At 72.1% G+C, this 12926-nt stretch carries 12 protein-coding genes (1 of these 12 running past the window's edge); 3 read left to right on the top strand and 9 right to left on the bottom strand.

What is annotated here, in order from left to right; all coding sequences use genetic code 11:
* On the bottom strand, window positions 1-657 hold the 5' portion of the coding sequence (locus tag CP984_RS27355; protein WP_003984342.1) for an AraC family transcriptional regulator. Its footprint begins 120 nt before the window's first position; 657 of the gene's 777 nt are visible here — the first part of the coding sequence; the start codon lies at window positions 655-657; its stop codon lies off the left edge, out of view.
* Between the two features lie 180 nt (window positions 658-837).
* Here CP984_RS27355 and CP984_RS27350 point away from each other — a divergent pair, with 180 nt between their 5' ends.
* Window positions 838-2070: an MFS transporter gene (locus CP984_RS27350; protein ID WP_226048704.1), complete on the top strand. Its 1233-nt coding sequence runs from the start codon at window positions 838-840 to the stop codon at window positions 2068-2070.
* 122 nt (window positions 2071-2192) lie between these two features.
* Here the strand turns inward: CP984_RS27350 and CP984_RS27345 are convergent, their stop codons facing one another.
* The 4 genes from CP984_RS27345 to CP984_RS27330 form a co-directional block, all read right to left on the bottom strand.
* On the bottom strand, window positions 2193-3512 hold the full coding sequence (locus CP984_RS27345; RefSeq protein ID WP_003984340.1) for a hemolysin family protein: 1320 nt from the start codon (window positions 3510-3512) through the stop codon (window positions 2193-2195).
* 14 nt (window positions 3513-3526) lie between these two features.
* Window positions 3527-4024, bottom strand: a complete 498-nt coding sequence (gene ybeY, locus CP984_RS27340; RefSeq protein ID WP_003984339.1) for an rRNA maturation RNase YbeY — start codon at window positions 4022-4024, stop codon at window positions 3527-3529.
* A gap of 20 nt (window positions 4025-4044) precedes the next feature.
* The gene (locus CP984_RS27335) at window positions 4045-5055 is read right to left on the bottom strand and encodes a PhoH family protein (protein ID WP_030184597.1); all 1011 of its coding nucleotides are present in this window, start codon (window positions 5053-5055) and stop codon (window positions 4045-4047) included.
* 159 nt (window positions 5056-5214) lie between these two features.
* A complete protein-coding gene (locus CP984_RS27330) occupies window positions 5215-6429 on the bottom strand; it encodes a carbohydrate kinase family protein (protein WP_003984337.1) in 1215 nt (404 codons plus the stop codon).
* Window positions 6430-6496: 67 nt separating this feature from the next.
* Between CP984_RS27330 and CP984_RS27325 the strand changes: the two genes are divergently transcribed.
* Window positions 6497-7837, top strand: a complete 1341-nt coding sequence (locus CP984_RS27325; RefSeq protein WP_030184600.1) for a family 4 glycosyl hydrolase — start codon at window positions 6497-6499, stop codon at window positions 7835-7837.
* A gap of 7 nt (window positions 7838-7844) precedes the next feature.
* Here the strand turns inward: CP984_RS27325 and CP984_RS27320 are convergent, their stop codons facing one another.
* The 3 genes from CP984_RS27320 to CP984_RS27310 form a co-directional block, all read right to left on the bottom strand.
* A complete protein-coding gene (locus CP984_RS27320; protein ID WP_003984335.1) occupies window positions 7845-8483 on the bottom strand; it encodes an MBL fold metallo-hydrolase in 639 nt (212 codons plus the stop codon).
* Window positions 8483-9568, bottom strand: coding sequence for an S-(hydroxymethyl)mycothiol dehydrogenase (locus CP984_RS27315; RefSeq protein WP_003984334.1), 1086 nt, complete (start codon window positions 9566-9568; stop codon window positions 8483-8485). The genes CP984_RS27320 and CP984_RS27315 overlap by 1 nt, the downstream gene beginning before the upstream one ends.
* Window positions 9569-9673: 105 nt before the next feature.
* Window positions 9674-11032 carry an enolase C-terminal domain-like protein gene (locus CP984_RS27310; protein ID WP_003984333.1) on the bottom strand — a complete coding sequence of 453 codons (1359 nt, stop codon included), beginning with the start codon at window positions 11030-11032 and terminating at the stop codon, window positions 9674-9676.
* A gap of 167 nt (window positions 11033-11199) precedes the next feature.
* On the opposite strand from CP984_RS27310, the gene CP984_RS27305 reads away from it, so the two are divergent.
* A complete protein-coding gene (locus CP984_RS27305) occupies window positions 11200-11991 on the top strand; it encodes an HAD family acid phosphatase (RefSeq protein ID WP_003984332.1) in 792 nt (263 codons plus the stop codon).
* Between the two features lie 28 nt (window positions 11992-12019).
* Here CP984_RS27305 and CP984_RS27300 read toward each other — a convergent pair whose 3' ends face one another.
* Window positions 12020-12925, bottom strand: a complete 906-nt coding sequence (locus CP984_RS27300; RefSeq protein ID WP_003984329.1) for a ribonuclease Z — start codon at window positions 12923-12925, stop codon at window positions 12020-12022.
* Window position 12926: the final 1 nt, after the last annotated feature.

Below are 12926 nucleotides of genomic sequence, written 5' to 3'. Positions count from 1 at the left end.
CGCGAGCAAAGTGACGGCCTGTACGAGCCTGGCCTGCTGGACCCAGCGGGCCAGGCTCATCCCGGTCGCGGCGCCGAACCTGCGGTGCAGGCTGCGCGGGCTGAGGTGGGCGTGGGCCGCGGCGGACGCGGTGGTCCAGCGTTCGCCGGGGCTGCGGCGGATCGCCGCGCAGAGGTCCACGAGCCGCGGGTCGGCCGGTGCGGGCAGGTGCAGCGCCGGTACGGGGCGCGGCGCGAGTTCGAGGAGCAGGAGTTCCATCACCCGGCCGTCGCGGCCCCGCCGGTCGTACTCGACCGGGATGCGGGTGGCCTCGTCGATCAACTCGCGCAGCAGCGGGGAGACCGAGACGACGGTGGGGTCGGCCGGCAGGTGCCAGGCCGATTGCGGCGTGATGTAGAGGGTCCGCATGGCGACCGCGCCCGCGCAGGTCATCGCGTGGGTGAGGCCGGCGGGCACCCATACGCCGCGGGTGGCGGGGACCGCCCATACGCCGTGCCCGGTGGCGACGGTGATCGCGCCGGTCGTGCCGTAGATCAGCTGGGCGCGGGGGTGGTGGTGTTCGGGGATGTGGTGGCCGTCGGGCAGGTCGCGGGCCATCGCGGCGACCGGGCGGGGCACGTTCTGGTAATCGTCGCGGTGCTCGCTCTTGCCGTACACGACGTTCGCCTCCGCCCTTCTTCCGTGCCCAGCCCCGCTCCGTACTCCGCCCTCTGCCGGGCTGAGCTCCGCCCTCCACCTGCGTGGGCTATGCCCTCCCGCACGCCTGGCACATTCTCGACACATATTGGCGCTACAACACAAGCCTGCCACCGCGCGCCCGTCTTAGCGTCAACTCATGTGATCGAACCTGCTTCCGCTCCCCCGCGCACCGACCGCCCACCCCGTCCCGGCCTGACCCGCCCGATGGCGCTGCTGCTCGCCGTGACCAGCGCCGTCACGGCCGCCAACGTCTATCTGAACCAGCCGCTGCTGGGCGCCGCCGCCGCCTCGTTCGGGGTGGCCCCGGACGTCCTCGGCGCGGTTCCCACCGCCACCCAACTCGGCTATGCGGCGGGCATCCTGCTGCTGGTCCCGGCGGGCGACAGCCACGACCGGCGGCGGCTGATCCTCGGCCTCGGCACGGCCTCCGCTCTCGCGCTCGCCGCCTGCGCTCTCGCGCCCACCGTCGTCTGGCTGGTGGTGGCCGGTTTCGCGGTCGGGCTGCTCTCGCCCGTACCGCAGCTGGTCACCCCGCTCGCCGTCGCGCTGGCCGCGGGCGGCGGCGCGGCCGGCCGGGGCCGGGTGGTCGGCACCGTACAGGCCGGTCTGCTGGTCGGGGTGCTGGCCTCGCGCGCGTACTCGGGTGCGCTGGCGGAGCAGGTCGGGTGGCGCGCGGTCTTCGGCTGCTCCTGCGTGCTGACGCTGCTGACCGTGCTCGTCCTGCGCCGGGCCCTGCCCCGCGTCCCGGCGGCTGCCTCCGCCCCGTACCGGACCACGCTCGCCTCCCTGCCGCGGCTGTTCGCCGGCCATCCGCCGGTCCGTCGGATCACCGTCTCCGGGGCGCTGGTGGGGATCGCGTTCGGCGCGTTCTGGACGACGCTGACGTTCCTGCTGGAGGGGCAGTACGGGTACGGGTCCACCGAGATCGGCCTGTTCGGGCTGGTGGCCGCGGCGAGCGCGCTGGCCTCGCCGTACGCGGGACGGCTGGCCGACCGGTTCGGGCGGCGCGGGGCGCTCGCGGCGCTGATCGGCCTGGTGATCGTGGGCTGGCTGCTCCTGCTGCCGGGCGGCGGCGCCCTGGGCTGGCTGCTGGCCGGGGTGATCGTCCTGGACGTCGGGGTCTGGGGCAGTCAGGCGGCGTCGCAGACGTCGCTGTTCGGGCTCGACCCCGCGCTGCACAGCCGCCTCAACACCCTCTACTTCACCCTGCGCTTCCTCGGCATCGCCGTCGGATCGCTGGTGGGGACGGTGGCGTGGTCCGGCGGCGGCTGGCCCGCCGTGGTGGTCACCGGGGCCACCACGGCGCTCGCCGGACTGCTCGTGGCGGTCGCTCCGGACCGGCTGCCGCTCCGACGCCGCCGCAAGCCCTGATCAGCCGCGGCCTCGCCGCCGGCCCTGACCGGGGCCACGGCCACTTCGCCACGGTCAGCCCGACCGGTCGTAGGCCCCGTAACCGCGGCCGGTCCCGACCGGCCGCGGCCCCGTAACCACGGTCAGTCCTGACCGGACTCCGCTTCCCCCTCGCCCCTGACCGGCTCGCAGAGCACCGTGACGATCTTGTTCCGACGGCCGGCCGGGGCCTCGGCGGTCAGCCGCAGCGCCTTCGGCGACAGCGCGGACGGGTTGTCGCTGAGGTCGATCTCGGCGGTGGCACCCGCGATCGGGACGCGGCCCAGGTGCTTGGCGAGCAGGCCGCCGACCGTCTCCACGTCCTCGTCGTCCAGTTCCGCCAAGCCGTACAGCTCGCCGAGGTCGCCGATGTCCAGCCGGGCGGTGACCCGGTAGCGGCCGTCGCCGAGGTCCTCGACGGGCGGCAGCTCCCGGTCGTACTCGTCGGTGATCTCACCGACGATCTCCTCCAGGATGTCCTCGATCGTCACGATGCCGGCCGTGCCGCCGTACTCGTCGATGACGACCGCGACGTGGTTGCGGTCCTGCTGCATCTCGCGCAGCAGGTCACCGGCGTTCTTGGTGTCGGGCACGAAGACCGCGGGGCGCATCGCCGTGGAGACCAGCTCCGTCTCGGCGTCCCGGCTGATGTGCACCTTGCGGGCGAGGTCCTTGACGTACACGATGCCGACCACGTCGTCCTCGTTCTCGCCGGTCACCGGGATACGGGAGAAACCGGAGCGCAGCGCGAGGGTCAGCGCCTGGCGGATGGTCTTGAAGCGCTCGACCGAGATCAGGTCCGTACGCGGCACCATCACCTCGCGTACGAGGGTGTCGCCGAGCTGGAAGACGGAGTGCACCATCCGGCGCTCCTCGTCCTCGATCAGCGACTCCTTCTCCGCGAGGTCCACCAGCGAGCGCAGCTCGGCCTCGGAGGCGAAGGGTCCCTGGCGGAAGCCCTTGCCGGGGGTGAGCGCGTTGCCCAGGAGGATCAGCAGCCGCGGGATCGGGCCCATGATCCGGGCCAGCGGCAGCAGGACGTACGCCGCGGCGGTGGCGGTGTTCAGCGGGTGCTGGCGGCCGATCGTACGGGGCGAGACGCCGACCGCGACGTACGAGACCAGCACCATCACCGCGATGGCCACGGTCAGCGCCTGCCAGGTCTCCTCGAAGGAGCGCAGACAGGCGTACGTCACCAGCACCCCGGCCGCCATCTCGCAGCCGACGCGCACCAGCAGCGCCACGTTCAGATAGCGGACGGGGTCGGCCGCGACGGCGGCCAGCTTGCCGCTGCCGCGCCGCCCCGACCGTACGGCCTCCTCGGCCCGGAAGCTCGTCGTACGGGCGAGGCCCGCCTCGGCGCAGGCCGCGAGCCAGGCGACAACGACGAGGAGGACCGCGACCGCGATCAACTGGGTGGTCACCGGAGCACCCGCCGTCAGGTGACGGTCGGGGCCGGCGAGGGCCCGGTCAGCCCGCGCTCGGCGCGCCAGCCGTCGATGATCGCCGCCTGGAGGCCGAACATCTCGGCCTTCTCGGAGGGCTCCTCGTGGTCGTACCCGAGCAGGTGCAGCACGCCGTGCACGGTCAGCAGCTGGAGCTCCTCGTCCATGCTGTGCCGGGTCGGCGCCTCCTCGCCCTGCTTCTTGGCGACCTCCGGGCACAGCACGATGTCACCGAGGAGCCCCTGCGGGGGCTCCTCGTCGTCCTTGGCCGGCGGACGCAGCTCGTCCATCGGGAAGGACATGACATCGGTCGGACCGGGGAGGTCCATCCACTGGAGGTGGAGCTGTTCCATGGCGTCGGCGTCCACGACGATGACCGACAGCTCGGAGAGCGGGTGGATACGCATCCGGGCCACGGCATAGCGGGCGACATCCAGGATCGCCTGCTCGTCGATGTCCGTACCGGACTCGTTGTTGACGTCGATCGACATGAAGTGCTGCTTCTCGTTTCTCAGGTTCGCCGGCCGTTTTGGCTGTCGTACTTCTCGTACGCGTCGACAATACGGCCGACCAGCTTGTGCCGGACGACATCCTGGCTGGTGAGACGCGAGAAATGCACGTCGTCCAGCCCCTCCAGAATCTCCTGCACCTGCTTGAGACCGCTCTTCGTGCCGCCCGGCAGGTCGATCTGCGTGATGTCACCCGTGATCACGATCTTCGAATCGAAGCCGAGCCGGGTGAGGAACATCTTCATCTGCTCGGGGTTCGTGTTCTGGGCCTCGTCGAGGATGATGAAGGCGTCATTAAGCGTCCTTCCCCGCATATATGCGAGCGGCGCCACCTCGATCGTCCCCGCCGCCATCAGCCGCGGAATCGAGTCCGGGTCGAGCATGTCGTGGAGGGCGTCGTACAGCGGGCGGAGGTACGGGTCGATCTTTTCGTAGAGGGTGCCGGGGAGGAAGCCGAGGCGTTCGCCGGCCTCTACGGCGGGGCGGGTCAGGATGATGCGGTTGACCTGCTTGGACTGGAGGGCCTGTACCGCCTTGGCCATGGCGAGGTAGGTCTTGCCGGTGCCGGCGGGGCCGATGCCGAAGACGACCGTGTGCTGGTCGATGGCGTCGACGTAGCGCTTCTGGTTGAGGGTCTTCGGGCGGATGGTGCGGCCGCGGTTGGACAGGATGTTCTGGGTGAGCACCTCGGCGGGGGTCTCGCTCGACGCGCCCCCGCCGTCCGCCGCGGAGCGCAGCATGCCGATGGAGCGCTCCACCGCGTCCTCCGTCATCGGCTGACCGGTGCGCAGGACGAGCATCATCTCGTCGAAGAGGCGCTGGATGAGGGCCACTTCCGCGGGGTCGCCGGTTGCCCGGATCTCGTTGCCGCGTACGTGGATGTCGGTGGCCGGGAAGGCGTTCTCGATGACCCGCAGCAGGGCGTCTCCGGACCCCAGGACCGTCACCATCGGGTGCTTGGCGGGGACGGTGAACTGGGCGTGCGCCTGCGGTCGTGTAGGTGTCTGAGTCATGGGCCGGCTCTGTGGCCTGCTCATCCCCCATTCGTTGCGCCGCGGACTGCTGCCCCGCGGCTCGGCTCCTTGGGATACCAAGGGTACGACGGTGCACTGACAAGCCCGAAGCCTTTTCCGGCGTTCCCCTGTTCCCATGTTCCCCGGGTGACGGGCCGCTCACGCGGGGCGGCGGAATCCGATGGTCGGGAGCGCGCGGGCGAGCGGCCAGCTGCGGGCGGCGGTGGGCAGCAGCGCGTCCAGGAAGGCGTAGCGGCGGCGGAGCGCGGCGGCGTCCTGGACATCGCAGGCGCGCGCCGGGCCGCCGTCCGGCGTGCGTCCGTACGCCCCCGCCGCGGTCACCCGCTGCCACCACGCCGCGATCTCCACCCAGCCCGGCGCGGACAGCGAGCCGCCGAATTCCTGTACGGAGAGGGCGGCGGTGAGTCCGGCGAAGGCGAGCCGGTCGGCCAGCGGCCAGCCGGCCAGCGAGCCGGTGACGAAGCCCGCCACGAACACGTCGCCGGCGCCGGTGGGGTCCATCGCCTCGACCGCGATGGCGGGCACCTCGGCGGTCTCGCCGGTGCGCCCGTCGACCGCGTACGCGCCCTCGGCGCCCAGGGTGACCACGGCGACCGGCACCAGGTCGGCCAGCTTGCGGGCGGCGGCGCGCGGGCAGTCCAGGCGGGTGTAGCGCATCGCCTCCTCGGCGTTGGGCAGGAACGCCTCGCAGTGCTCCAGTTCGGCGAGGTCGGCCGGGTCCCAGCGGCCGGTGTCGTCCCAGCCGACGTCGGCGAAGATCCGGCTGCCGCGGCGGGCGGCGCAGCCGAGCCAGCCCTCGGGGCTGCCGGGTGTCAGCGAGGCGACGCAGGCCCGGGACGGCGGCGGGCAGCCTGGCGCGTGCTTGCCGTCGAAGGCGGTGCGGGCGGGTCCGCTGGGCGCCTCGTGGCCGTGCGAGACCATCGTGCGTTCGCCCTCGTACGCCATGGAGACGGTGACCGGTGAGTGCCAGCCGGCGACGGTGCGGGACATCGACAGATCGACGTGCTCGCCGCGCTCCAGGGCCTCCCAGCAGTACTCGCCGTACATGTCGTCGCCGAAGGCCGCGGCGAGCGAGGTGCGCAGGCCCAGGCGGGCGAGCGCGGTGGCCATGTTGGCGACGCCGCCGGGGCTGGAGCCCATGCCGCGGGCCCAGGACTCCGTGCCGCGTACGGGGGCCGAGTCCAGGCCGGTGAAGATGATGTCCAGGAAGACCGTGCCGGTGAGGTAGACGTCAGTGGCCGGGTCGCCGTCGGCGCGTACGGCGGCGAGCGGGTCGAGCGCGGGCGCGGGGCCCGGCGGGACGTGGCCGCCCGTTCCGTTTCCGGGGGTCCGCTGGACATCGTGTGCGCTCACCGTGCCTGCCCCTCTCTTGTGTGCGCGTGCCGTCAGTGTGCCCGATGCTTACGGTACGTTCCGGCCCATGAGGCTCACGATTTTGGGCGGCGGGGGTTTCCGGGTACCGCTCGTGCACCGCGCGCTCCTGGACGATCCCGCGCAGGCCGTCTCCGAGGTCACGCTGTACGACACCGACGCGCGGCGGGTGGCCGTGATCGCCTCCGTGCTGGCCCGGCAGGCGGAGCGGCGGAGCGGGCCGGGCAAGCCCCCTCCCGTCCGCGTACGGATCGCCGATTCGCTGGACGACGCGCTGCGCGGCACCGACTTCGTGTTCTCCGCGATCCGGGTCGGCGGCACCGCGGGCCGGATCGCGGACGAGCGGATTCCGCTGGACGCGGGGGTGCTGGGGCAGGAGACGGTGGGCGCGGGCGGCGTGCTGTACGGGCTGCGCACGGTGCCCGTGGCGCTGCGGATCGCCGAGCGGGTGGCGGCGCTGGCACCGGACGCCTGGGTCGTGAACTTCACCAATCCGGCCGGGACGGTGACCGAGGCGATGTCCCAGGTGCTGGGCGAGCGGGTGATCGGGATCTGTGACTCGCCGGTGGGGCTGGTGCGGCGGGCGGCGCGGGCCGCGGGCGCCGATCCGGACCGGGTGACGTACGACTACGTCGGCCTCAACCACCTGGGCTGGCTGCGCTCGCTGACCGGTGAGGACGGTACGGATCTGCTGGGCGGCCTGCTGGCCGATCCCGACGCGCTCACCTCCTTCGAGGAGGGCAAGCTCTTCGGCGCGGAGTGGCTGCGGGCGCTGGGCTCGATCCCCAACGAATACCTGCACTACTACTACTTCCGCCGCGAGACGCTCTCCTCTCTGGTGAACACCGAGGAGACGCGCGGGGAGTTCCTGGACCAGCAGCAGGGCGGCTTCTTCGAGGCGGCTTCCGGTGTCTCTCCCGGGGAGGCGTACGCGCTGTGGGAGCGGACCCGGCTGGAGCGCGAGGAGACGTACATGGCGCACAGCCGGGAGGCGACCGGCGGCTGGCAGCGCGACACCTGTGATCTGGAGGGCGGCGGTTACGACCGGGTGGCTCTGGCGGTCATGCGCGCCATCGCGGGCGACCGGCACGCGCGCCTGATCCTGAACGTACGCAACGGCTCGACCGTGCCGCAGCTCGCGCCCGAGGCGGTCATCGAGACGGTGTGCGAGGTGGACGCGCGGGGCGCCCGGCCGCTGCCGTGCGCCCCCCTGCGCGAGGATCAGCTGGGGCTGATGCTCCAGCTCAAGGCCGTGGAGCTGGCGACCGTCGAGGCGGCGGAGTTCAAGGACCGGGACGCGGCGCTGCGCGCGATGGCGCTGCACCCGCTGGTGGACTCACCGGCCGTGGCCGCCCGCATTCTGGAGCGGGCGGCCACCACCGGTATCTGAGGGGACCTCAGTGCCCGCGCTTGATCCACTCGTCCAGGTGCGGCGCCTCCGCGCCGATCGTCGTGCCGTCGCCGTGCCCGGTACGGACCTCGGTCCGCGGGGGCAGCGTCAGCAGCCGCTCCCGGATCGAGTCGACGATGGTCGGGAAGTCGGAGAAGGACCGGCCGGTGGCGCCGGGGCCGCCCTGGAAGAGGGTGTCGCCGGTGAAGACCGTGCCGTGCTCGCCCAGCTCCGGCGCGTACAGGCAGACCGCGCCCGGGGCGTGGCCGGGGGTGTGCAGCACGGTCAGGTCGACGCCCCCGATGGTCAGCACCTGGCCGTCGGCCAGCGACTCGTCCGGCGCCCGGTCCGGGTGGGTCTGCTTCCACAGCGGCAGGTCGTCCGGGTGCAGGTGGATCATCGCGCCGGTGCGGTTGGCGAGCGCGGGGGCGGCGTCGATGTGGTCGTTGTGCGCGTGGGTGCAGATGATCGCGCGCAGCGTCCGGCCGTCCAGGGCCTCGTGGATCGCGTCGGCGTCGTGCGCGGCGTCGATGACGATGGCCTCGATGTCGTCCCCGACGATCCACACGTTGTTGTCCACGTCCCACGTACCGCCGTCGAGCGAGAACGTGCCGGAGGTGACGAGATGGTCGATGCGGGCCGCCATCAGAGCGTCACCACCGAGCGCAGCACGTCGCCGCGGTGCATCCGCTCGAACGCCTGCTCCACGTCCTCGATGCCGATCGTCTCCGTCACGAAGCCGGCCAGGTCGATGCGGCCCTGCTGGTGCAGGTCGACCAGCATCGGGAAGTCGCGGGACGGCAGGCAGTCGCCGTACCAGGACGACTTCAGCGCACCGCCGCGGCCGAACACGTCCAGCAGCGGCAGCTCCAGCTTCATCTCCGGCGTCGGCACGCCGACCAGCACGACCGTGCCGGCCAGGTCGCGGGCGTAGAACGCCTGCCGGTACGTCTCGGGGCGCCCCACCGCGTCGATCACCACATCGGCGCCGAAGCCGTCGGTCAGCTCGCGGATCGCCTCGACCGGGTCGGCTGCGCGCGAGTTGACGGTGTGGGTGGCGCCCATCGTCTTGGCCATGGAGAGCTTGCGGTCCTCCACGTCCACGGCGATGATCCGGGACGCGCCGGCCAGCCGCGCGCCGACGATCGCCGCGTCGCCCACGCCGCCGCAGCCGATCACCGCGACGGAGTCGCCGCGGCCCACCGCGCCGGTGTTGATGGCCGCGCCGATGCCGGCCATCACACCGCAGCCGAGCAGTCCGGCCACGGCCGGGGACATCTCCGGGTCGACCTTGGTGCACTGTCCGGCCGCGACCAGCGTCTTGTCAGCGAAGGCGCCGATGCCGAGCGCGGGCGTCAGCTCCGTGCCGTCCTTGAGCGTCATCTTCTGGCGGGCGTTGTGGGTGTCGAAGCAGTACTGCGGGCGGCCGCGCTTGCAGGCCCGGCACTTGCCGCAGACCGCGCGCCAGTTGAGGATCACGAAGTCGCCGGGCTCCACGTCGGTGACGCCCGCGCCCACGGCCTCCACGATGCCGGCCGCCTCATGCCCGAGCAGGAACGGGAAGTCGTCGTTGATCCCGCCCTGCTTGTAGTGCAGGTCGGTGTGGCAGACCCCGCACGCCTGCACCTTCACCACGGCTTCGCCCGGCCCGGGGTCCGGCACCAGGATCGTCTCCAGCCGCACCGGCTCGTTCTTCCCCGGCGCGATGACGCCACGCACTTCCTGTGCCATCGGTACAGCTCCCTCCAAAGATCACGTACGGGATGAATACGGTACGCGCCCCGGGCGCCGGGAGCGCCGGCCCGTCGGCGGCCGGGACGCGCCGCTCGGCACCGTTCACCACCGTGGCACCTGGGGCACCACCCACCCCGGATCGGCGGCCCGCATCGCCGCCGCGTCGTCGCGGTCGCGCAGGGTGCCGTCGTCGGCGAGCCAGCGTGCGTGGAGGGCCGCGAGGCGGTCGCGGTCGAGGGTGACGCCGAGGCCGGGCGTGTCGGAGACCGGGAGGCGGCCGTCCCGGAAGGTGAGGCGTTCGGTGAGCACGTCCTCCGTCTGCCAGGGGTAGTGGGTGTCGCAGGCGTACGCGAGGTCCGGCACCGTCGCGGCGACGTGGGTCATGGCGGCGAGGCTGATGCCGAGGTGGGTGTTGGAGTGCATGGACAGGGCGACGCCGAAGGTACGGCAGACGGCGGCCAGTTCACGGGTGTTGCGCAGGCCGCCCCAGTAGTGGTGGTCGGCGAGGACGACCTGGACGGCGTCGCGGGTGAAGGCTTCGCGGATCTCGGCGAAGGTGGTGACGCACATGTTCGTGGCCAGCGGGAGGTCCGTGCGGGACGCGACCTCGGCCATGTGGGCGGTGGTACTGGTGGGGTCCTCCAAGTACTCGAGGACATCATCGAGTTCGCGGGCCACATGGAGGGACGTGGGGACGCTCCAGGCGCCGTTCGGGTCGAGGCGCAGGGGATGGCCGGGGAAGGCGGCGGCCAGGGCCCGGATCGCGGCGATCTCCTGTGCGGGTTCGAAGACGCCGCCCTTGAGCTTGAAGGAGCGGAAGCCGTACGTATCGCGGAAGCGGCGGGCCTGGGTGACGATGCCGGGCGGGTCGAGGGCCGCGCCCCAGTCGTCCGGCTCGCCGCGGCCGCCGGGGTGGGCGGCCCAGCGGTAGAAGAGGTACGCGCTGTACTCGACGTGGTCGCGGACCTTGCCGCCGAGCAGGGCGTGCACGGGCAGCCCGGCGTGCCGGCCCCATGCGTCCAGGCAGGCCACCTCGAAGCCGGAGAGGACGGACAGGCGCAGCTTGTCGGCGGTGCGCACGCCGCGCAGGCCGCCCGCGGTGACGTCCTCGGCGCCGGTGGCCGCCGGGGAGTCGCCGCAGACCTCGGCCGCGAGCAGCGGCAGCGTGTTCAGCTCCGTGACCTGACGGCCGATCAGCGCGTCGGCCAGGGGCCGGGCGAGGTCGAGGTACACGGTGTCGCCGTAGGTCTCGCCGAGGCCGGTCGCACCGCCCGCCGTGGTCACTTCGATGATCAGGCGGGGGGTGTGGGGCTGGTGGACGCCCTGGACGTTGAGCAGGGGCGGGTCGGCGACGAGGACCGGGGTGAGGTGGACGGCGGTGATGGTGGTGGGCGGCGGCGCGCCGGCCGGCCGGGGAGGAGGCGTGGGCTGCGTTTCCGTACGTAGACGGTGTCCATCCATGGGGACGGAGCGTAAGGAGGCGGGTGGGCAGCGTCAACGGCGCCTACGGGCCGGCAACCACCGCGAACCGGGCAGCCTTTGCCAACCGTTGAATCTTCGCGCGTAGATGGCCACGTAAAGGCTCTGTTAAACCTAGGTGGCCCCCACCGTTCACCTAGGAGCAGCACATGCGCCACCCCCTCCTCTCCCGCCGCCGTGTCCGCTTCGGCGCCGCGGCCGTCACGGCGGTCGTCGCCGGTACCGCGGCGTTCGGCGTCGGCCAGGCCACCGCCGAACACTCCGTACCGCGTACGGACAAGGAGGTCCCGAACCTCACCCAGGTACAGGACAAGATCAAGGCGTACTACGGCGACACGGTGACCGCGGACGGGCAGCACTACGCCTCGCCCCGCAGCAACTACGCCAAGCAGGTGCGCGGCATCACCGACTCGGCCCGTGACTACCTGGCCAAGGCCGCCGGGAAGAAGCACCACGGCAAGCCCGCCATCGTCCTGGACATGGACGACACGACGCTGCTGACGTACAACTACGAGCTCCAGGTCGGCTTCCACCACACCGAGGCGGCCCAGGACAAGTACCTGGCGAGCACCGACATGGCGCCGGTCTTCGGCATGGACCGGCTCGTCAACTGGGCGCGCGGCAAGGGGTACGAGGTCTTCTTCGTCACCGGCCGCAAGGAGGCGCAGCGCGCGTGGAGCGTGCGCAACCTGAAGAACGTCGGCTACAAGGTGCCGCTGGATCGCACCCACGTCTACCTGAAGGACAAGAAGAACCCCCCGGCCTACCTGCCGTGCGGCGCCAACTGCACCACGGTCCAGTTCAAGTCCGGCACCCGCAAGCACATAGAGGCGCAGGGTTACGACATCGTCGCCAACTTCGGTGACCAGTACAGCGACCTGAACGGCGGCTACGGCGACAAGACGTTCAAGCTGCCGAACCCGATGTACTTCCTGCCCTGATCCGCCGGACGGCGTACGCGTCCCGTCCTCAGGTGCGCTTGGGGACCGGGACGCGCATCAGGTCGCGGGCGATCGTCAGCTCTCCTTCGAAGCCCGCGGACCGGGCCTGGCGCTCGAACTCCGAGGGGTCCGAGTAGCGCTGCGAGAAGTGCGTGAGGACCAGGTGGCGTACGCCCGCGTCGGCGGCGACGCGCGCCGCCTGGCCCGCCGTCAGATGGCCGTGTTCGGTGGCCAGCCGTACGTCCTCGTCCAGGAACGTGGACTCGATGACGAGCAGGTCGCAGCCCTCGGCGAGCGCGTGCACCCCGTCGCACAGCCGGGTGTCCATGATGAAGGCGAAGCGCTGGCCGCGCCGGACCTCGCTGACCTCGTCGAGGGTGACGCCGTTCAGCGCGCCCTCCCGCTGGAGCCGGCCGACGTCCGGTCCGGCGATGCCGTGCGCGGCGAGCTTCTCCGGCAGCATCCGGCGCCCGTCCGGCTCGGTCAGACGGTAGCCGTACGCCTCGACCGGGTGGGACAGCTTGCGCGCCTCCAGGGTGTACGAGGGCGTGTCGGCCAGTACCCCGTCGGCCGCCACCGGCTCCTCGGCCAGCCGCACCGTCTCCCGGTAGGCGGTGGCGTACCGCAGCCGGTCGAAGAAGCGCCGGCCGCTCGCCGGGAAGTGCGCGGTGACCGGGTGCGGCACCCGGTCCAGGTTGATGCGCTGGATGACCCCGGCGAGCCCGAGCGAGTGGTCGCCGTGGAAGTGGGTGACGCAGATCCGGTTGATGTCGTGCGCGGCGACCCCGGCACGCAGCATCTGCCGCTGGGTGCCCTCACCGGGGTCGAAGAGGATGCCTTCGCCGTCCCAGCGCAGCAGATAGCCGTTGTGGTTGCGGTGCCGGGTGGGCACCTGGCTGGCGGTGCCGAGGACGACGAATTCGCGTACGGACAAG

Source organism: Streptomyces rimosus (genome assembly GCF_008704655.1).
GTDB lineage: Bacteria > Actinomycetota > Actinomycetes > Streptomycetales > Streptomycetaceae > Streptomyces > Streptomyces rimosus.
The sequence above is the reverse complement of the archived record's forward strand: the minus strand, read 5'-3'. Positions and strand labels throughout refer to the sequence as shown.